The organism is Oceanicola sp. 22II-s10i (assembly GCF_002210105.1).
In the GTDB taxonomy this organism is placed as follows: domain Bacteria; phylum Pseudomonadota; class Alphaproteobacteria; order Rhodobacterales; family Rhodobacteraceae; genus Pseudooceanicola.
In genome coordinates this window covers 1,041,887-1,061,435 of sequence record NZ_AQQU01000001.1, presented here as the reverse complement: position 1 = coordinate 1,061,435, position 19,549 = coordinate 1,041,887, and the positions used below count along the sequence as shown (strand labels likewise).

Genomic DNA, 19,549 nt, shown 5'->3' with positions numbered 1-19,549 from the left:
CTCCGGCCATGACAACCGCGCTCCTCACCCATCCCGACTGCCTGAAACACGTCACGCCCGAGGGTCATCCCGAACGCGTCGCCCGCCTGAAGGCCCTGCTGCCCGCGCTGGAGGGCAAGGACCTGCTGTCCGAGGACGCGCCGCTGGCGACCCGCGACCAGATCCTGCTGGCCCACCCCGGCAGCTACTACGATTCCATCCAGGGCGCCGTGCCGGTGGACGGTTTCCGCCAGCTCGACCCCGACACCTGGCTGTCCCCCGGCTCCTTCCGCGCGGCGCTTCGTGGTGCGGGCGGCGCGGTGCGGGCTGTGGACATGGTGATGAACGGATATGCCGACAACGCCTTCGTCGCCTGCCGTCCGCCGGGCCACCACGCCGAGACGGCGGAGCCGATGGGGTTCTGTTTCTTCGGCAACGTCGCCATCGCCGCCAAGCACGCGCTGGACCATCACGGGCTGGACCGCGTCGCCATCGTCGATTTCGACGTCCATCACGGCAACGGGACCGAGGATCTGGTCAAGTCGGACGAGCGTATCCTGTTCATCTCGACCCACCAGATGCCGCTCTACCCCGGCACCGGCGATCCGTCCTTCACCGGCCCGCACGGCACGATCATGAACATCGCGCTGAACGAGGGCGCAGATGGCCGTGCCTATCGCCCGATCCTCGCCAACCACATCCTGCCGCGCCTGCGTTCGTTCCGGCCCGAGCTCATGATCATCTCGGCGGGCTTCGACGCCCATGCCAACGACCCCCTCGCCGGGCTGGAGCTGGAGACGGAGGATTTCGTCCACATCACCCGCGAACTGCTTGCACTGGCCGCCGAGGTCTGCGGCGGGCGGGTCGTGTCCTGCCTCGAAGGCGGCTACGACCTCGACGCGCTGGCCGAGGCGGGCGCGGCGCATGTGGACGAACTGATCGCGGCGGGCGCCTGAGTGCCTTCGCCCCTTGGACCCGCCCGCCAGCGGGGATAAGGTGCGCCACGATCTGAACAGGAGGCCCGCCGTGACCGATCAGCCCGTCGACCAGATGTCCTTCGAGGACGCGATGAAGGAACTCGAGGCCGTCGTCGCCAAGCTCGAACGTGGCGAGGTGCCCCTCGACGAATCCATCAAGCTCTACGAACGCGGCGCGGCGCTGAAGGCGCGGTGCGAGAAGAAGCTGAAGGAGGCCGAGGAGAAGGTCGCGGCGATCACGCTCGACGCCTCGGGCCAGCCCGCCGGCCTGACGCCCATCGACCCCCAGTGAGCCCCGCGTGAGTTTCGACGCCGCGCTGTCCGCCTCGGCCGATGCCGTCGAGGCGCATCTGGCCACCGTCCTCGCCGGCATCCCCGGCGTGACGGGCGATGCGATGCGCCATGCCGCGACCGGCGGCAAACGCCTGCGCGCCTTCCTCGTGCTGGAAAGCGCCCGCCTGCATGGCGTGCCGCATACGCAGGCGCTGTGGCCCGCAGCCGCGATCGAGGCGATGCATGCCTATTCGCTGGTCCACGACGACCTGCCCGCGATGGATGACGACGACCTGCGCCGGGGCCAGCCGACGGTGCATGTGAAATGGGACGAGGCGACCGCGATCCTCGCCGGGGACGCGCTGCAGGCGCTGGCCTTCGAATGCGCGGCGCATCGCGAGGCCGGAACGGCCGAGGTGCGTGCGACGCTGGCGCTGACACTCGCGCAGGCCGCGGGCGCGCGCGGGATGGTGCTGGGACAGGCGATGGACATCGCCGCCGAGACCGCCACGACACCGCTGACCATCGACGAGATCACCGCGCTGCAGGCGGGCAAGACCGGCGCGCTGTTCGAATGGTCGGCCTGCGCGGGGGCGATCATGGCGGGCGCGGATGCGACACCCTTGCGCGACTACGCGCGGGCCTTCGGCCTTGCTTTCCAGATCGCGGACGACATCTTGGACGTAGAGGGCGACGAGGACGCCACCGGCAAACGCGTCGGCAAAGACGGCGCGGCGGGCAAGGCGACCTTCGTCTCGCTGCTCGGGCTGGACGGCGCGAAGGCGCGGGCGGTTGTTCTGGCGGACGAGGCCTGCGACGCGCTCGCCCCCTACGGTGCGGCGGCTGAGAACTTGCGGGAGGCCGCCCGCTTCGCTATCTCGCGCCGGAGCTGACCCGCAGCGCGCGCCCCGAGGAGGGGAAGGCCATGACGAACCGACCGGACACACCGCTTCTGGACCGCGTGCACACGCCCGCGGACATGAAAGGCATGTCGGACGCCGAACTGCGCCGTCTGGCGGACGAGCTGCGGGCCGAGACGATCTCCGCCGTCAGCGAAACCGGCGGCCACCTCGGTGCGGGTCTGGGTGTCGTGGAACTGACCGTGGCGCTGCACGCGATCTGGGATGCCCCGCGCGACAAGATCATCTGGGACGTCAGCCATCAGGCCTATCCGCACAAGATCCTGACCGGCCGCCGGGACCGCATCCGCACGCTGCGTCAGCAGGGCGGGCTGTCGGGCTTCACCAAGCGGGCCGAAAGCCCCTACGACGCCTTCGGGGCCGCGCATTCCTCGACCTCCATTTCCGCGGCGCTCGGCTATGCCGTGGCGCGCGATCTGGGCGGCGTGACGGACGAGGGGCTCGGCGACGCCATCGCCGTCATCGGTGACGGCGCCATGAGCGCGGGCATGGCGTTCGAGGCGATGAACCACGCCGGTCATCTCGGCAAGCGGCTGATCGTCATCCTGAACGACAACGAGATGTCCATCGCGCCCCCGGTCGGCGCGCTGTCCTCCTACCTGTCGAAGCTCTACGCCGGTGCCCCTTTCCAAGAGTTCAAGGCGGCGGCCAAGGGTGCCGTCAGCCTGCTGCCCTCGCCGTTCCAGGAGGGCGCCAAGCGCGCCAAGGAGATCCTGAAGAGCGTGACCGTCGGCGGCACGATGTTCGAAGCGCTCGGGTTCTCCTATGTCGGGCCCATCGACGGGCACGACATGGACCAGCTGCTGCCGGTCCTGCGCACGGTGAAATCCCGCGCCAGCGGGCCGATGCTGATCCACGTGATCACCAAGAAGGGCAAGGGCTATGCCCCCGCCGAACGCGCCGCCGACGGCGGTCACGCGACGGCCAAGTTCGATCCCGTCACGGGCGAACAGAAGAAATCCAAGTCGAACGCGCCCAGCTACACCAATGTCTTCGGCGAGACGCTGGTGGACCTCGCCGCCGAGGACAAGCGCATCTGCGCCGTCACCGCCGCCATGCCGGACGGGACCGGGCTGCAGATGATGGCGGGCCGCTACCCGTCGCGCTGCTTCGACGTCGGGATCGCGGAACAGCACGCCGTCACCTTCTCCGCCGGTCTGGCGGCGGGCGGGATGCGGCCGTTCTGCGCGATCTACTCGACCTTCCTGCAGCGCGGGTTCGACCAGGTGGTCCACGATGTCGCGATCCAGCGCCTGCCGGTGCGCTTCGCCATCGACCGCGCCGGTCTGGTGGGCGCGGACGGCGCGACCCATGCGGGCAGCTTCGACGTCGCCTACCTGTCGAACCTGCCGGGCTTCGTCGTCATGGCCGCCGCCGACGAGGCGGAGCTGAGGCACATGGTCGCCACCGCCGCCGCGCATGACGAGGGGCCGATCGCCTTCCGTTATCCGCGCGGCGAAGGCGTCGGCGTGACCCTGCCCGCGCAGGGCGAGGTGCTGGAGATCGGCAAGGGCCGCATCGTGCGCGAGGGCGCGCGGGTGGCGATCCTTTCGCTCGGCACCCGTCTGGCCGAAGCCGAGAAGGCCGCCGAGGCGCTCGAGGCGCGGGGGATCACGCCGACCGTCGCCGACGCCCGTTTCGCCAAGCCGCTGGACCGCGAGATGATCCTCGACCTCGCAGCGCGTCACGAGGCGCTGATCACGGTCGAGGAAGGCGCCATCGGCGGCTTCGGCAGCCATGTCGCGCAGTTGCTGGCCGACGAGGGCGTGTTGGACAAGGGGCTGAAGTTCCGGTCCATGTTCCTGCCCGACACCTTCATCGACCAGGCCGATCCGCGCGTCATGTACGACATCGCCGCGCTGAACGCGGACGATATCGAGGCGAAGGTGCTGGATGTGCTGGGCGTGACCCGGCTGGACGCCAAGAAGGCCTGACCGGGGTCAGGTCATCAGCCGCCAGATCGCGTAGCCCGCGCCGCCGACCCATATGTAGCCGATCAGCGTGAACAGTCCGTCACGTGCCAGCAGGCCGATGGCGAAGAAACTGATGGCGGTGGCAAACAGCGACGTGACCATCGGCAGGATCTCGAGGAACGGGATCACGAGGCAGATCGAGATGATCACCAGAAGCGTCAGGATGTTCGAGGCCGAGTTCACGAACATCGGCAACCGCTGGTGCGTGCGCGCGTCGATCCAGCCCGCCGGGCGGCGCAGCCAGTTCACGGCGCTCTTCAGCCGATGGCCCTTGATCTGACGACGCTTCAGCCAATCCGGCAGCCAGACGTGGTCGCGCCCCATCAGCTTCTGGGCGCTGATCAGCACGATGAGCGATGCGCCGATGGTCGGCAGGCCGGGGATGCCGGACAGCGGGGACACGAGGATCATCGACGGCACCAGCAGCAGCGGCGCGTAGGAGCGCATGCCGATCTCGTCCAGCGCGCCACCGAGCGACACGCTCTCGTTCCGCGCGGAGGATTCGAGCTTGTCGAGGATGTCAGCAAGGCTGCGCAGTGGCCGCTCTTGAAGGGCGAGTGCGGTGGTGCGTGGCATGGCAACTGGGTTGGGTGCGTCTGTCATGATGCTCAACGCGCCCGGACGAAAAGGGTTTCAGTCCTCTCCCGTCTTCATCAGGGCCGCCAGACCATCGCGATAGGTCGGGTAGATCAGGCGCACGCCAAGCTCGTCCTTGATACGGTCGTTCCGGACCCGCTTGCTCTCGGCATAGAAGCTGCGGGCCATCGGCGTCATCTCGGCGGTCTCGAAGCTCTCTTCGGGCGGCAGAGGCAGGCCCAGCAGGTCGGCGGCATGGGCGATCACGTCCTGTGGCGGGGCGGGATCGTCGTCGCACAGGTTGTAGACCGCGCCGGGGTTCGGGCGGGCGATGGAGGCCGCCAGCACCTGCGCGATGTCCTCGACATGGATGCGGCTAAACACCTGCCCCGGCTTGACGATCCGCCGCGCCGTGCCCGCGCGGACCTTGGCGAAAGGTCCGCGTCCCGGCCCGTAGATTCCCGCCAGCCGGAAGATATGCAGCGGCAGGCCGGGGATGTCTCCCCACTCCGCCTCGGCCGCGACCCGCCACTTGCCGCGCCGGGTGGAGGGGGTGAGCGGGGTCGCCTCGTCCACCCAGCCCCCCTCATGATCGCCATAGACCCCGGTGGTCGAGAGATAGCCGACCCACGCGAACTGCCCGGCCCGCGCGGCGATTTCCGACCGCAACTCGCGCAGCATCGGATCGCCGTCTGCATCCGGCCCGGCCGAGACCAGAACATGCGTCGCCGCGTCCAGCGCATCGGTCAGGTCGCTGCCCGGAAAGACATGCGGCACGACCCCCTCGCCCCGCAGCACCTCCGCCTTGTCGGCGGTGCGTGTGGTGGCGTGGATCGTCCAGCCTTGCGGCAGGAGGAGACGGGCGAGGGCGCGGGCGGAATAGCCGTGGCCGAGGGACAGAAGCGTGCTCATCCCCCTTGGATGCAGCGCGGGCGACGCTTAGGCAAGGGGTCTAGCCACTTGCCTCCGCCCCTCCGCCGGGCCAGATAGTGGACATGGAGCACCCCTTTTCCACGCCCCCCGCCGCCGAACCGCAGGCCTTCACCGATCCCGCTGCCGCGGTCGAGCGGCTGACCGAGCTCTACGAGGCCGCGACGACCTTCCTGCGCGACGCCTTTCACGAGGCGCTGCGCGACGGCCCGCCCGAGGGGCGCATCCGCGCCTTCTACCCCGAGGTGCGGATCACCACGACCAGCCACGCCAAGATCGACAGCCGTCTCAGCTTTGGTCACGTCCCCGCGCCCGGCACTTACGCCGCGACGATCACCCGGCCCCGGATGTTCGCGAACTACCTGCGCCAGCAGATCGGCCTGCTGATCGAGAACCACGGCATCGCCGTCACCGTCGGCTGGTCCGACACCCCGATGCCGCTGCACTTCGCGGTGGCGGGCGACGCCGACGTGACCGTCCCGCAGGAGGGCGCGTCGAGCTTTCCGCTGCGCGACGTCTTCGACGTGCCGGACCTGAACACGACGAACGACGACATCGTCAACGGCACCCATCAGCCCCTGCCCGGCGATCCCCTGCCCCTCGCGCCCTTCACCGCGCAGCGGGTCGATTACTCGCTGGCCCGCCTCGCCCATTACACCGCGACGGATCCGGAGCATTTCCAGAACCACGTGCTGTTCACGAACTACCAGTTCTACGTCTCGGAGTTCGAAAGCTTCGCCCGGCGGATGCTGGCGGACCCGGACTCGGGCTACACATCCTTCGTCTCGACCGGCAATGCCGAAATCACGGGCCCGCTCGGCGACCTGCCGCCCAGCCCCAAGATGCCGCAGATGCCGACCTATCACCTCAAGCGCCCGAACTCGGCCGGGATCACGCTGGTGAACATCGGCGTGGGACCGTCGAACGCCAAGACAGCGACCGACCACATCGCGGTCCTGCGCCCGCATGCCTGGGTGATGGTCGGGCACTGCGCGGGGCTGAGGAACAGCCAGAGCCTTGGCGACTACGTGCTGGCCCATGCCTATCTGCGCGAGGACAAGGTGCTGGACGACGACCTGCCGGTCTGGGTGCCGATCCCCGCGCTGGCCGAGATTCAGGTCGCACTTGAGGAAGCAGTGGCGGAAGAGACGCAGCTTTCGGGTTATGACCTGAAGCGCGTGATGCGGACGGGCACGGTGGCGACGCTGGACAACCGCAACTGGGAACTGCGCGACCAGCGCGGCCCGGTGCAGCGCCTCAGCCAGAGCCGCGCGGTGGCGCTGGACATGGAAAGCGCCACGATCGCGGCCAACGGTTTCCGGTTCCGGGTGCCCTACGGCACGCTTTTGTGTATATCCGACAAGCCCTTGCACGGAGAGCTCAAGCTGCCGGGGATGGCGTCGGACTTCTACAAGACGCAGGTCGCGCGGCATCTGATGATCGGAATCCGCGCGATGGAGACGCTCCGCGACATGCCGCTGGAACGCATCCACAGCCGGAAGTTGCGCAGCTTCGACGAAACCGCGTTCCTCTGACGGGGCGGAAAGCGCGCCAAGATGCGCGTTTTTCCCTTGTTTTATTGCACAAATTGTTGTGTTTGGACCCCACATCCGGTTAAATTCCGGGAATGAGGCCCTACTGATCGGGCAGATTAAGGAGACCAGAAATGGCGAAACCGATGACCAAGACCCAGTTGGTGGCCGCACTGGCCGACGAAATGGGCGCAGACAAGAAGACCGCCTCGGCCGCGCTGGACGCACTGGCTGGCGTGATCACCAAGGAAGTCGCCGGCGGCGGCGCGGTGACCATCCCCGGCGTCGGCAAGGTCTACTGCCGCGAGCGGCCCGAGCGCATGGTGCGCAACCCGGCCACTGGCGACCAGTTCAAGAAAGAGGCCGACAAGGTGGTCAAGGTGACCATCGCGAAGGCGCTCAAGGACAGCGTGAACGGCTGATCTCCGGCATCCGTTCGGCGTCGGTGCACACTGGTCGCTGAACGAACCGGATACCAACGAAGGGTCGCGACATTCGCGGCCCTTTTGCTTTGGAGATATGGGCCTGATGAACCTTGTCATCCCGACACGTCAGCACCTGCCCGATTACCTCGACGCGCTGCAGCGCGGCTGGTCACCGGACAATCTGCGCCCCGAGGCGGCACAGGCCCAGATCGCGGCGGCCAAGGCGGACCCCGAGGCCTTCCTCGCCAGGTTCGACGACCGCAGCGCAGAGGGCCCGCCGATCGTCCTGCCAGACGGCAGCACGACTCCGCGCCTGCCGGGGTTTCAACGCTGGATCTGGCAGGACGGTTTCTGCGGCACCATCGGTCTGCGCTGGCAGCCGGGGACGGAGGATCTGCCGCCGACCTGCCTTGGCCATATCGGCTATGCGGTGGTTCCGTGGCGGCGGGACCGGGGTTTCGCGACAGCCGCCCTGGCCGGGATGCTGCCCGGGGCCCGTTCGATTGGCCTGCGCCATGTGGACCTAACGACCGCACCGGAGAATGCCGCGTCGATCCGGGTCATCGAGAAATGCGGCGGCGTGCTGGTCGAACGGTTCGACAAGCCGGCGGCACTTGGTGGTGGCCCGTCTCTGAGATTCAGGATCGAGCTAAGCTAGTCCGGGGAACGAAAGTGCCCCGCCCGGACGCTGAGGGTCCGGGCAGGGCCGATCGCCTGAGGGGACGCGGTCTCAGGCGGTCCGTGGGGTGCCGTGGCGGCGGCGCGAGGGGCGCAGGTACCAGTACCAGACGCGGTAGGCCTCCAGCGCCGCCAGCGGGGCGAAGTGGACCAGCGCGGCGGCGGGACTGCCCCAGTCATGCAGCGCGGCCCAGTGCACCAGCGTCAGCACGGCGGCGGCATAGGTCCAGCGCTGGAGCGATTTCCACGCGGTCCCCATCCGGCGCATCGCCCAGTCCATCGAGGTCGCGGCGAGCGGGATGAAGATGATGAAGGCGATCCAGCCGGTCCAGATGTAGAGCTTCGGCAGGTCGTCCAGCGTCCGGTCGAGCCCCCGGTCAACGAGATAAAGCACCGTGTGCGCCCCCGCATAAGCGAAGGCCGCGACGCCGAAGTAACGGCGGTTCTTCTTCAGCCAGCGCGGCCCGCGCCAGCCCTTGAACAGCAGCGCCAGCGGCGTGGCCATCAGGGTCACGATCAGCAGCCGGGCCGAGGTCTCGCCCGTGGGGTGGACGAGGATGTGCATGATGCGGGCATTGTCCGATGTCGCCAGTTCCCACGCCATGCCGAGCGCGGGAAGCGAAAGCGCGAACCAGAGCCACCAGGGGTCGAGACGTTTCAGCATGATCTGTCCTTTCCGTTCTGTCAGCTGATACGCGCGGGGCCGACAGCGCCGTCGCCACGCGATGGCATGGCGGGTATGATCTGGGCTCAGAGCGGCGGAACGAGGGGGCCGAAGATGGCGAAAGTGACGGGTATCGGCGGGTTCTTTCTGCGCGCGGCGGACCCTCAGGCGCTGGCCGCGTGGTATGCCGACATACTGGGCATCGGGCCGGAGCCGGATGCGCCGGAGCCGGTCTGGATGCAGGCGGCGGGCCCCACGGTTTTCGCGCCTTTTCCGGAGGATAGCGACTACTTCGCCGCTGACCGGCGGTGGATGCTGAACCTGCGCGTGGACGATCTGGACGGGATGATGGACCGCCTGAAAACGGCAGGCGTCGCCGTCGAGACTCGGGCCGACTGGGACGATCCCGCCGTCGGCCGCTTTGCCCGCATCCACGACCCCGAAGGCAACCCGATCGAGCTGTGGCAGCCCGCCTGACCGCCGCGCCCGTATGGACCCCGCGCGCACCTGCGCCTACACATGGCGCGCGAACGGCGGGACAGGCGGAACCATGAGCATCAGGGCGGTCATTCTGGGACTGAGCTTCGCGCTCTTCTGGTCCTCGGCCTTCACCTCGGCGCGGATCATCGTGGCGCAGGCGCCGCCGCTGGCCTCGCTGTCGCTGCGGTTCCTCGTCTCGGGCATCATCGGCATCGCCATCGCCCGCGCGCTCGGCCAGAGCTGGCACCTGACGCGGGGCCAGTGGTGGGCGACGGTGATCTTCGGCGTCTGCCAGAACGCGCTGTACCTGGGCCTGTTCTTCACCGCGATGCAGACCATCGAGGCCGGGCTGGCGTCGATCATGGCCAGCGCGATGCCGCTGATCGTGGCGCTGGCGAACCGGCTGGTGTTCGGCGAACGCCTGTCATGGATGGCGGTCGTGGGACTGGCGCTCGGGATCGGCGGGGTGCTGATCATCATGGGCTCGCGCCTGTCGGGGGGCGCGGACCCGTTCGGCATCGTCCTCTGCATCCTCGGGACACTGGCGCTGGCCATCGCGACGCTGTCGGCACGGGGCGCATCGTCGGGCGGCAACGTGCTGATGGTGGTCGGTCTGCAGATGCTGATCGGCTCAGCCTTCCTCGCCGTTCCGGCGGCGATACTGGAGCCGATGGAAGTCACGTGGTCGTGGTCCCTGATCCTCGCCTTCCTCTACACCACGCTGGTGCCGGGGCTGCTGGCGACGTGGATCTGGTTCACGCTGGTGAACGACATCGGCGCGATCCGCGCCTCGGTCTTCCACTTCCTGAACCCGTTCTTCGGCGTCGCCATCGCGGCGGTCATCCTTGGCGAGGCGCTCGGCCCCCAGGACGTTCTCGGCGTGGCGATCGTGGCGGCGGGGATCCTGCTGGTGCAGCTGTCGCGGGCACAGAAGGCGGGCTAGACCCGTTCCGGCGGCCAGGGGCGGGCGTTGTCCGCCTCGGCCCACGCGCTGATCCAGCCGGGCAGATGCGGGCGGTTGGCGTGGATCTCGGGGCGGTCGACCAACGGCACGACCACCTCGTCGATGTTCACCATCTTGCGGTTCTTCACCACGGCGGCGCGGAACACGCCCTGCCCGGCGCAGGTCTCTGGATCGGTCCAGAGCGACTGGTCGAAATAGATGAACCGGCTGTCCCACCCGGCAATGCGGGTGCGCTGCTCGATCCTTTCGAACAGGGTCAGGCGGCGGCGGTAGCGGACGGAACTGCCCGCGATGGTCAGCGCCATGCCGTTGGCCTTGAACAGGTCCCAGACCCCGGTGCGCACGGCAAAGGGGATGCGGCCCATGTCGTAGATCGTCAGGGTCAGGCCGTTGTTCAGCTCGGCCATGACGTCGAGGTCCCAGGGCAGGATCCGATGGTGCGAGACATGGGTGTCCCATGGCGCGATCGGGCGGGACTTGTAGCGCAGGACCTGCGTGGTGATACGGATGAACGGATACATGGCGTCACCTCCGGCGGCAGGGAGGCCACGGGGTGACGCGAAGGTCAACCGCGACCTTGCGTCCGCCTTGCGCGAAAGGGGCGCATTGCTTACCTAAGGCGCTGACCAGACCGAAGGGAGCGACCCGGTGCAGAGCCTTTACCAGATCCTTATGCTGATCCTCGACATCGTGTGGTTCTTCATCATCGCGCACGTCATCATGTCGTGGCTGATCAATTTCCAGGTGCTGAACCTGCGCCAGCAACTGGTCGCCCAGATCTGGTATGGGCTGAACCGGATCGTGGAGCCGCTCTATCGCCCGGTCCGCAAGATCCTGCCGCCGATGTCCGGCATCGACCTGGCGCCGCTGGTGGTGCTGGTCGGGATCTACGCGATCCGCATCATCCTTGCGAACAACGTCGGCTATTTCCTCTGATCTTCGGGGCCTTCGGGCTCCGGCCCTGAGGCGTCCGGGCGCAGCACGAACAGCTGGTAGACCCGGCCAATCCCGATCAGGGACAGTCCGAGGCCGAGGAACGACGCCACCCGGAACAGCCCGGTGAGGCCCGACATGTCCACGAGGAACGCCTTGGCCACCGCGATCATCAACACCCCCAGCGAGGCATAGCGCAGCCACGCCGCGCGCCGCCAGACGCCGACGGCCAGCAGCGCCAGCGCGAAGAGGATCCAGACGACGGAATAGGCGTAGAGCTCGCCTGTTTCGGGCATGGTCTCGGGGGTCAGGGTCAAGTCGGAGCCGCGGAAGGCGCGGCGGGTTTCCAGCGTGACCCAGACGAAGGCCAGCAGCCCCGCGACGCCGCCGGTGACCTGCCGCAGCTGTTTCGGCAGGTGGAAATCACGCAATGCGGCGATGGTGCCGAACAGGATCGCGGGGATCAGGTAGGCCAGCGTCAGGCCGTTCACCAGCGGCCAGCTGCCGACCGGCATTCCGGTGGCGATCGGGTTCTGCTGCATCACCTGGAACAGCACGGATGCGGCGAGGGCGAGGCTCAGCAGGCCGATACCGATCCATTGCGCCCAGGGACGCCGGTCCACGACGCGCGCGTGCAGCAGCAGCGCGGCGGCGATGGTCCACCAGATGGTCTGGATCGCGTGATCGGTCAGCTGCCAGCGTGCGCCGAGCTCGCCGTTCGACCAAAGCAGAAGCTGGGTCGAGACCATGAGGAGCGCGAAGCCAAGCGCCGCGACCTCGCACAGCGGGACCAGCAGGTCGCTGTTGTCACGGGCGAACCAGCGGGCGGCGACGGCCAGCGCAACGGCGGGCAGGCCGTAGCCGTAGAGCACCCAGCCGACCACGCCGGGAATACCGCCGTCGTAGTCGAGGATGCCGGGGTTCAGGCAGAGGCGGACGATGATGACCGATGTGACGACCGCCGCCAGCGCCCTGAGTTCGCGCACCGGCAGCTGCCGCCAGATCCACGCGAGGGCTGTGACCTCGACCGACAGGGTGACGGTCAGCCAGGCCTCGCGCAGCAGGCAGGTGAAGGCCAGCGCCAGCGCCGCAGTGGACCCCGCCGCGTAGAGCGCGAGCGCGGTGTCGGACCGGCCCGTGCGCCGCGCCTCGGCCCATGCGGTGACGAGGAAGGCAAGCGCGAGGGCCGCGGCGAGGGTCGCCCAGCTGATGTCGACCTGCAGGCCCCCGATCCGCCAGTAGCCGATGATGAACAGCAGCACCGGCATCGCTGCCGCCGTGCCGGCCCAGACGGCGGGTGTCCGCGCGCCCCGCGCGCCGAACGCACCGCCGATGCCGAAGAGCGCGGCAAACCCCAGCAGGGCGCGGGCGAAGGGCACGTATTCGGGCGGCATGACGAAGGGACCGTAGCCGGGGCCGAAGGCCGGGACCGGCAGGCCGGAGACGAAGGCGGGACCGGTCGGCAGCTCGGGCGCGGGCCAGAGGACGGCGCTCGCCAGCACGATCAGGGCGGCGGCGACGACGAGGCTTTCCAGCGCGGCGCGGCGGGTGGCGAGGACCAGCGCGACGAGGCCGTAGAGGCCGAGGAAGACGAAGCCGCCGGTGTCGAAACCGGTGGCGGCGGCGGTCATCAGCAGCAGGACACCGCAGGCCGTGAAGCCGAGGCCCGAGGTGTCGCTGATCATCGCCGACAGCCAGCGCAGCAACGGTGTGTCGGGCGTCTTGAGCGGCAGGCCGGTGGACAGCAGCGCAAAGAGCGTCGCCATGCCGAGGGCGTAGAGGCCGAGGACAAGCTGGTCGACATCGGCGCCTGCCTCCAGCAGCCAGAGCGCGGGCCATGCCAGCGCGCCCAGCAGGGTCAGGGCCGAGAACCACCACCACTTGCGGGCGGTCATCAGGGCGAGACAGGCCGCGCCGAGGACGAAGAGGTAGAGGAACAGCGGCACCGGCGAGCTGTCGGGCGCGATGATCATCAACGGCACGAGGTAGCCACCGATCAGCCCCATCAGCGCGACGAACCAGCCCTGCCTAAGGGCGAGCGCCAGCGCGGCATAGGCGGTCAGGCCGAGCGCGATGAAGGCCTGCGTCGGACCCATCAGGCCATAGAGGGCATGGGCGGAGAACAGCGAGACGAAGATCGCGAAAATGCCGGCGCCCGAAAGGGCCGAGGGGATGAAGTCGCGCCCCCGGAGCGAGGGCCGGGCCGGGCGGCGTTCCAGCCATTCGCCCCCGCCGATCAGCGCGCCACCGAGGGCAAGGCCCGCGATCACGCGGAAGAGCGGCGTCAGCCAGCCCTGGTCGATGGCGTAGGTGAACAGGAACACGGCGGCGAGGCCGATAGTCAGCGCGCCGAGCCAGATCATCCACTTGGAGGCGAAGGATTCCTCCATGCTCCGCGCGGCGGCGGGTTGTGGAGTTTCGGCGGGCACTTCGGGGGTCGCTTCCGGTTCGGCGGACGGCGGCCGTGGCGTCCACGGGCCGGAGATGCGGGGACCGCTGTCCTCGGCCCCGGCGGAAACGGGGGCGACCGGCGTCTCGTCGGGCCCTTGCGCGCCCGCCTCGTCGGGTGTCGGCGCGGGCGGTATTTCGTCGGGCTCTTCAACGGCCGCGCCGGCTTCAGCAGGCGCGCGGACACCCGCTGCCATCGCGCCTTCCAGCTTGGCGACATGCGCGGCCAGCGCGTCGATCCGTTTGCGGGTATTGCCGATCATCACGAAGAGGACGATCGGCCCCCCGATGAAATAGGCCGCGATGGCCAGCCCGATCAGGGCGAAAATGCCGTCCATTGGCGTCACCCGCACACCACCGGCGCCGCGTCGGTCGCGCGACTCTGCCCGGTTTCACTGTCCCGGCGCCGAGGAAACCCGGAATCCGGCGGTTCGCCAACGAAAATCTGCGGCCCGGAACGCAAACGCCCGGCCGACTGGCCGGGCGGTGCCGATAGCGGTGCCGTCCTGACGGATCAGGCGTTCGGCAGGATGACGATTTCCACCCGGCGGTTCTGGGCACGCCCCTCGACCGTCTGGTTGGTCGCGCGCGGCTGATCCTCGCCACGTCCGAAGGACTGGACGCGGGCGCCGTTCACGCCGGAACCGATCAGGATGTTCGCCACGGACTGCGCGCGGCGGGCCGACAGGTTCTGGTTGTAGTCGGCCGACCCGGTGTTGTCGGTGTGGCCGATGACCTGAACGGTGGTGTTCGGGTAGCGGTTCAGCGAGGCGGCGACGGTGCGCAGGTCCGACGTCTGGTCGGCGCGCAGCGTGGCGCTGTCGGTCGCGAACAGGATGTCCTGCGGCATGGTCACGATCAGACGGTCGCCGGTGTTGACGATCGAGGTGTCCGACCCGAGCGAGCCGCGCAGTTCGCGTTCCTGCTGGTCGAGGTAACCGCCATAGGCCGCACCCGCGATACCGCCGACGATGCCGCCGACAGCCGCGCCCTTGGCGTCGCCACCGAGGATCGCGCCGGTCACGGCACCGAGGCCGGCGCCGATGGCCGCGTTGTTGCGGGTGTTACGGTAGCCGTCGTTCTGGTTCATCTCGCCGCAGGCGGTGAGGGTCAGAAGGGCGACACCGGCCAGTCCGAAGAATTTCGTGCTGCGGGTGGTCATATCAATGCCTCTTGCAAAGTTGGTCTGCTCGTCCGCCCGTATAGCAGAGCGGTTCCGCCGCAGAACGCAACTTTGTGAGAGGATCGGCGGCTTTTCGCTTAACTCCGCCGTCAGGCCACCGGTTCCGCCTCTTCGCGCGCGCTTTCCCAGGCGAGGATCGCGCGTTTGACCGGCAGACCCCAGTGATAGCCGCCAAGGCCGCCGGATTTCCTAAGCGCCCGGTGGCAGGGGATCAAAAAGCTGATCGGATTGCGCCCGACCGCCGTGCCGACCGCGCGGACGGCTTTCGGCGTGCCGATGGCCTGCGCGATCTCGGAATAGGTGGTGACATGGCCCGAGGGAACGCGCATCAGCGCCTCCCACACCTTGATCTGGAACGGGGCGCCGATCAGGTGCAACTGCGCCTCGCCCGATTGCGCGAAGGCGGCGGCGGACATGACGTCCAGCGCGCCGGGTGTATGGGTGTAGGTCGCATTGGGCCAGCGGCTGGTCATGTCGGCCATGGCCGCATCGCGTGTCGTCTCCGCCGTAAAGGCGATGCCGCAGATGCCCTTGTCGGTCGCCATCACCAGCGCCTCGCCAAAGGGGCTGTCCACGTAGTCCCACCGGATCGCCAGCCCCTCGCCGCCACGGGCGTAGTCGCCGGGGCTCATCGCCTCCCATCTCAGGAACAGGTCGTACAACCGGCCCGTGCCCGAGAGACCCGAGGCATGGGCCGCCTCCAGCGTCGTGAACCGGGCCTGCAGAAGCGCGCGGGCGTGGCCGAGCGCGAGATACTGCTGATACCGCTTGGGCGAGACTCCGACCCAGGCCGAGAACAACCGCTGGAAATGCGCGGGGCTCATCCCAATCCGGGCGGCGAGGTCGTCGAGGGTCAGCGTGGCCTCGGCGGCGTCGATCTCGTCCAGCGCGCGGCGCATCACCTGGTAGTGGTATCGGTCGGGGGTCATGTCCTGTGGCATCGGGCCTCTCCTTTGCCACAGGTATATCGCGCCGCCGGGCCGCCGCGCGACCCGGATGTTGCGCAATGATCGGACCGGGGTCAGACGCCGGGCGGCGAGCCTTCGTCGGTCGTCCAGTGGACCCCGGCCTCGATCGCCGCGCAGAGGTCGCGGAAGGCGGACTTCACGCCCTCCTCGATCGTGGGATGATAGAACGGCAGATCCTTGGCCGCCCCCGCGTCGATGCCGAGGCCGATGATCCAAGCCATCTGGTGCGCGATGTGTTCGCCGTCGGGCAGGCAGAGGTCCGCCCCCACCAGTTTCCCCGTCTTGCGGTCGGCATGGACGCGGATCATCCCGCCCGCCCGGTCCTCGACCCGCGACCGGCCCTGGTTGGAGAAATCCGCGCGACCCGTGACGAGGTCGTTGTCGTTGGACGGCAGGATGCCGACGATCGCCGCACTCGGGCGGGTGAAGGTGATTGCCAGCGCGGTCTTGCGATCCGTCCGGCGGATGTCGGGGAAATGCGCGGCGTTGTAGCCCGCGATGGCGCCCTCGTCGGACGCCTCGTGCAGCAGGGGTCGGACGCCGTTCACGTCGCCCGCCATGAAGACGGGCACATCGGTGCATTGCAGGCAGTCGGGGTTCACCACCGGCCTGCCGTCCTCGTCGAACGCCATCCCGGACTTTTCGAGGTCGAGCCCGTCGAGGTTCGGCGGCCGCCCGGCGGCGATCAGCAGGCGCTCGAACTCCGCCTCGTGGCCTTCGTAGGTGATCCGCACACCCTTCTTGACCTGCTCCGCCTCGGGCGTGACCCCCATGTGCAGGTTGAACTCGAGCGCCAGCAGGTCGCGCAGGACACCGCCGGTTTCGGCGGGCATCCCGGCGATGGTGTGGCCCATGTCGTAAAGCTCCACCCGCACGCCGAGCCGGGCCATCGCCTGCGCCAGTTCCACCCCGATGGCGCCCGCGCCGATGACGCCCATGCTATCGGGCAGATCCTTCAGCTCGAAGATCGACTCGTTCGTCAGGATCAGGTCGCCGAAGTCCTTGAACGGCCCCGGAATCGCAGGGGCCGAACCGGTCGCGACCACCACGGCCTTGGCGCTGACGGTGTCGCCCTGATCCGTCTCCAGCTCTCCCGGCGCGGTGAAACGGGCGCGGCCACGTAGCGGCACGTCCTCCGGCAACCGGTCGAAACTGGCGCGCACACCGCCTGCGAACTCGTCGCGGAACCGGCGTACCCGCTCCAACACCGCCGGACCGTCGACCTTGCCTTCGGCCTTGATGCCGAACGCGCCCGCCCCGCGCACCGCCGCCATCGCGTCGGATGCGGCGATCAAAAGCTTGGACGGCATGCAGCCGACCGTCGCGCAGGTGGTCCCGTTGAAATAGGGGTCGATCAGCAGCGTCTTCGCCCCCTCGCCCCGCGCCTTGCGTTCCGCCGAGATCCCGGCGGTGCCCGCCCCGATCACCGCCACGTCGCAGTCGTAATGTGCCATCTGGACCCTTTCCGTTACCGCGACCAACAGGACGCCCGCCCCCCCGGTTCCGTCAACCCAGCCAATCCACTTGCCAGATTGGCCCCCGGACGCTAGGCAGAAGCCGTTTTTGCTAGGGGGGAAAGATGGCCCAGGACGATCCCAAGACGCTCGTATCCACCGACTGGCTGGCTGCGCATATGAAGGATCCCGACCTGCGCATCCTCGACGGGACGACATTCCTGCCCGGCACCGGCCGCGACGCCAAGGCAGAATACGAGGCCCAGCACATCCCCGGCGCCCGCTTCTTCGACATCGAGGACATCAGCGACGCCCGGTCCGAGCTGCCGCACATGGCACCCCCGGTGGAAAAGTTCATGTCCCGCCTGCGCGCCATGGGCGTCGGCGACGGTCACCAGGTGGTGGTCTACGACGGGCTGGGCCTGTTCTCGGCCGCCCGTGTCTGGTGGCTGTTCCGCCTGATGGGGCAGGACAACATCGCCGTGCTGGACGGCGGCATGCCGAAATGGCTGGCCGAGGGCCGCGAGGTCGAGGACATGGAGCCGATCGTCCGCGACCGCCACATGACCGTCCGCCGCCAGAACCAGCTGGTGAAGGACGTCACGCAGGTTTCTGCCGCGTCCAAGCTGGGCGACTACGCCATCGTCGACGCCCGCGCCGCCGCCCGCTTCCGCGGCGAGGCGCCCGAGCCGCGGCCCGGCCTGCGCTCCGGCCACATCCCCGGTTCGCGCAACGTGCCCTACACCGACCTGTTGAATGCCGACGGCACCATGAAGACCCCGGACGAAACCCGCACGATCTTCGAAGCCGCCGGCGTGGACCTGAAGAAACCCGTGATCACGACCTGCGGATCCGGCGTCACCGCCGCCGTCCTGTCCCTTGCCCTGGAACGGATGGGCAAGCGCGATCATTCCCTCTACGACGGGTCCTGGTCCGAATGGGGCGCGTTCCCCACCCTTCCAATCGCCACCGGAGAGGCATGATGTTTCAGAACCTCAAGGAACAGCCCGCGGACAAGATCCTCGCGCTGATGGACCTCTACAAGGCCGACGACCGTCCGAACAAGATCGACCTCGGCGTCGGCGTCTACAAGAACGCCGAGGGCATCACCCCGGTGATGCGCGCCGTGAAGGCGGCCGAACAGAAGATCTGGGAAACCCAGGACTCCAAGGCCTACACCGGCCTCGCCGGCGACCCGGTCTATTCCGACGTGATGATCTCGCTCGTCCTCGGCGGCGCGGTCCCCCGTGACCACGTCTCGGCGGTCGCCACCCCCGGCGGCACCGGCGCGGTGCGCCAGGCGTTCGAGCTGATCAAGATGGCCACCCCCGGCGCGCGTGTCTTCGTGTCGGACCCGACCTGGCCGAACCACCTGACCATCCTGAAATACCTCGGGATGGAATCGGTCCCCTACCGCTATTTCGACAGCAATACCGGTGGCGTCGACTTCGACGGCATGATGGCTGACCTCGGCGGGCTGAAAGCGGGCGACGTCGTCCTGCTGCACGGCTGCTGCCACAACCCGACCGGCGCGAACCTGAACCTGACCGAGTGGAAACAGGTCATCGCGCGGCTGAACGAAGTAGGCGCGGTGCCGATGATCGACATCGCCTACCAGGGCTTCGGCGACGGGCTCGACGACGATGCGGCGGCGGTGCGGCTGGTGGCCTCCTCGGTGCCCGAATGCCTGATCGCGGCGTCCTGCTCCAAGAACTTCGGCATCTACCGCGAACGCACCGGCCTCCTGATGGCCGTGGCGCAGGACAAGGCGCTCGGCAAGGTCACCCAGGGCAACCTCGCCTTCCTGAACCGGCAGAACTTCTCCTTCCCGCCCGACCACGGCGCACGGATCGTCTCGACCATCCTGACGGACGAGGCCCTGACGGCGGAATGGAAGACCGAGCTCGAAGAGGTCCGCCTGTCGATGCTCGGCCTGCGCGAACAGCTCGCCTCCGAGCTGCAGCGCCTGTCCGGCTCCGACCGCTTCGGCTTCCTCGCACAGCACCGCGGCATGTTCTCGCGCCTCGGCTGTTCGTCCGAACAGGTCGAGACGCTGCGCCGCGACCACGCGATCTACATGGTGGGCGACAGCCGGATGAACATCGCCGGGCTGAACAAGGCCACCGTGCCGCTGCTGGCCAAGGCGATCATCGACGCGGGCATCTGAGCCGAAATCCTTGCCGGGCGCGCCC

At 68.5% G+C, this 19,549-nt stretch carries 20 protein-coding genes; 12 read left to right on the top strand and 8 right to left on the bottom strand.

Translation table 11 applies throughout. The features are described 5' to 3' along the window. Positions 1-8 precede the first annotated feature (8 nt). The 4 genes from ATO6_RS05255 (at position 9) to dxs (ending at position 4,083) form a co-directional block, all read left to right on the top strand. Positions 9-935: a histone deacetylase family protein gene (locus ATO6_RS05255; RefSeq protein WP_088622846.1), complete on the top strand. Its 927-nt coding sequence runs from the start codon at positions 9-11 to the stop codon at positions 933-935. Between the two features lie 70 nt (positions 936-1,005). Continuing rightward, positions 1,006-1,248: an exodeoxyribonuclease VII small subunit gene (locus ATO6_RS05250; protein ID WP_088622845.1), complete on the top strand. Its 243-nt coding sequence runs from the start codon at positions 1,006-1,008 to the stop codon at positions 1,246-1,248. A gap of 58 nt (positions 1,249-1,306) precedes the next feature. Next, positions 1,307-2,122 carry a polyprenyl synthetase family protein gene (locus ATO6_RS05245; protein ID WP_254919093.1) on the top strand — a complete coding sequence of 272 codons (816 nt, stop codon included), beginning with the start codon at positions 1,307-1,309 and terminating at the stop codon, positions 2,120-2,122. A 32-nt stretch (positions 2,123-2,154) separates the two neighbouring features. After that, positions 2,155-4,083 (top strand): 1-deoxy-D-xylulose-5-phosphate synthase, encoded by a 1,929-nt coding sequence (gene dxs, locus ATO6_RS05240; protein ID WP_088622844.1) that lies wholly within the window; start codon positions 2,155-2,157, stop codon positions 4,081-4,083. A gap of 6 nt (positions 4,084-4,089) precedes the next feature. Here the strand turns inward: dxs and ATO6_RS05235 are convergent, their stop codons facing one another. Beyond that, the gene (locus ATO6_RS05235) at positions 4,090-4,725 is read right to left on the bottom strand and encodes an exopolysaccharide biosynthesis protein (protein ID WP_254919070.1); all 636 of its coding nucleotides are present in this window, start codon (positions 4,723-4,725) and stop codon (positions 4,090-4,092) included. 30 nt (positions 4,726-4,755) lie between these two features. Next, on the bottom strand, positions 4,756-5,610 hold the full coding sequence (locus tag ATO6_RS05230; RefSeq protein WP_088622842.1) for an SDR family oxidoreductase: 855 nt from the start codon (positions 5,608-5,610) through the stop codon (positions 4,756-4,758). 83 nt (positions 5,611-5,693) lie between these two features. Here ATO6_RS05230 and ATO6_RS05225 point away from each other — a divergent pair, with 83 nt between their 5' ends. The 3 genes from ATO6_RS05225 (at position 5,694) to ATO6_RS05215 (ending at position 8,243) form a co-directional block, all read left to right on the top strand. After that, positions 5,694-7,163 carry an AMP nucleosidase gene (locus ATO6_RS05225; RefSeq protein ID WP_088622841.1) on the top strand — a complete coding sequence of 490 codons (1,470 nt, stop codon included), beginning with the start codon at positions 5,694-5,696 and terminating at the stop codon, positions 7,161-7,163. A gap of 131 nt (positions 7,164-7,294) precedes the next feature. Then, positions 7,295-7,582 carry an HU family DNA-binding protein gene (locus ATO6_RS05220; RefSeq protein ID WP_088622840.1) on the top strand — a complete coding sequence of 96 codons (288 nt, stop codon included), beginning with the start codon at positions 7,295-7,297 and terminating at the stop codon, positions 7,580-7,582. Between the two features lie 106 nt (positions 7,583-7,688). Then, a complete protein-coding gene (locus tag ATO6_RS05215; RefSeq protein WP_217898968.1) occupies positions 7,689-8,243 on the top strand; it encodes a GNAT family N-acetyltransferase in 555 nt (184 codons plus the stop codon). 72 nt (positions 8,244-8,315) lie between these two features. Here the strand turns inward: ATO6_RS05215 and ATO6_RS05210 are convergent, their stop codons facing one another. Further along, on the bottom strand, positions 8,316-8,927 hold the full coding sequence (locus ATO6_RS05210; RefSeq protein ID WP_088622839.1) for a sulfite oxidase heme-binding subunit YedZ: 612 nt from the start codon (positions 8,925-8,927) through the stop codon (positions 8,316-8,318). Between the two features lie 114 nt (positions 8,928-9,041). Between ATO6_RS05210 and ATO6_RS05205 the strand changes: the two genes are divergently transcribed. Both ATO6_RS05205 and ATO6_RS05200 read left to right on the top strand, forming a co-directional pair. After that, a complete protein-coding gene (locus ATO6_RS05205) occupies positions 9,042-9,404 on the top strand; it encodes a VOC family protein (protein WP_088622838.1) in 363 nt (120 codons plus the stop codon). A 73-nt stretch (positions 9,405-9,477) separates the two neighbouring features. Continuing rightward, positions 9,478-10,350 carry a DMT family transporter gene (locus tag ATO6_RS05200; RefSeq protein WP_088623419.1) on the top strand — a complete coding sequence of 291 codons (873 nt, stop codon included), beginning with the start codon at positions 9,478-9,480 and terminating at the stop codon, positions 10,348-10,350. Here ATO6_RS05200 and ATO6_RS05195 read toward each other — a convergent pair. Then, positions 10,347-10,892 (bottom strand): acyl-CoA thioesterase, encoded by a 546-nt coding sequence (locus ATO6_RS05195; protein ID WP_088622837.1) that lies wholly within the window; start codon positions 10,890-10,892, stop codon positions 10,347-10,349. The two genes, ATO6_RS05200 and ATO6_RS05195, sit on opposite strands and share 4 nt — an antisense overlap. Before the next feature lie 127 nt (positions 10,893-11,019). On the opposite strand from ATO6_RS05195, the gene ATO6_RS05190 reads away from it, so the two are divergent. Beyond that, positions 11,020-11,307, top strand: a complete 288-nt coding sequence (locus tag ATO6_RS05190) for a YggT family protein (protein WP_088622836.1) — start codon at positions 11,020-11,022, stop codon at positions 11,305-11,307. Here the strand turns inward: ATO6_RS05190 and ATO6_RS05185 are convergent. The 4 genes from ATO6_RS05185 to ATO6_RS05170 all read right to left on the bottom strand — a co-directional run bounded on the left by ATO6_RS05185 (position 11,295) and on the right by ATO6_RS05170 (position 17,357). Continuing rightward, complete coding sequence (locus ATO6_RS05185) at positions 11,295-14,090, bottom strand: DUF2339 domain-containing protein (RefSeq protein WP_088622835.1); 2,796 nt, start codon at positions 14,088-14,090, stop codon at positions 11,295-11,297. The two genes, ATO6_RS05190 and ATO6_RS05185, sit on opposite strands and share 13 nt — an antisense overlap. Before the next feature lie 176 nt (positions 14,091-14,266). Then, the gene (locus tag ATO6_RS05180) at positions 14,267-14,914 is read right to left on the bottom strand and encodes an OmpA family protein (RefSeq protein WP_088622834.1); all 648 of its coding nucleotides are present in this window, start codon (positions 14,912-14,914) and stop codon (positions 14,267-14,269) included. Between the two features lie 110 nt (positions 14,915-15,024). After that, positions 15,025-15,876: a methylated-DNA--[protein]-cysteine S-methyltransferase gene (locus ATO6_RS05175; protein ID WP_088622833.1), complete on the bottom strand. Its 852-nt coding sequence runs from the start codon at positions 15,874-15,876 to the stop codon at positions 15,025-15,027. Between the two features lie 80 nt (positions 15,877-15,956). Then, complete coding sequence (locus tag ATO6_RS05170; RefSeq protein ID WP_088622832.1) at positions 15,957-17,357, bottom strand: dihydrolipoyl dehydrogenase; 1,401 nt, start codon at positions 17,355-17,357, stop codon at positions 15,957-15,959. A gap of 125 nt (positions 17,358-17,482) precedes the next feature. Here ATO6_RS05170 and sseA point away from each other — a divergent pair, with 125 nt between their 5' ends. Together sseA and ATO6_RS05160 are read left to right on the top strand one after the other, a co-directional pair. Continuing rightward, complete coding sequence (gene sseA / locus ATO6_RS05165; RefSeq protein WP_088622831.1) at positions 17,483-18,340, top strand: 3-mercaptopyruvate sulfurtransferase; 858 nt, start codon at positions 17,483-17,485, stop codon at positions 18,338-18,340. Continuing rightward, complete coding sequence (locus ATO6_RS05160; protein WP_088622830.1) at positions 18,340-19,524, top strand: amino acid aminotransferase; 1,185 nt, start codon at positions 18,340-18,342, stop codon at positions 19,522-19,524. The genes sseA and ATO6_RS05160 overlap by 1 nt, the downstream gene beginning before the upstream one ends. The last annotated feature ends 25 nt before the right edge of the window (positions 19,525-19,549 follow it).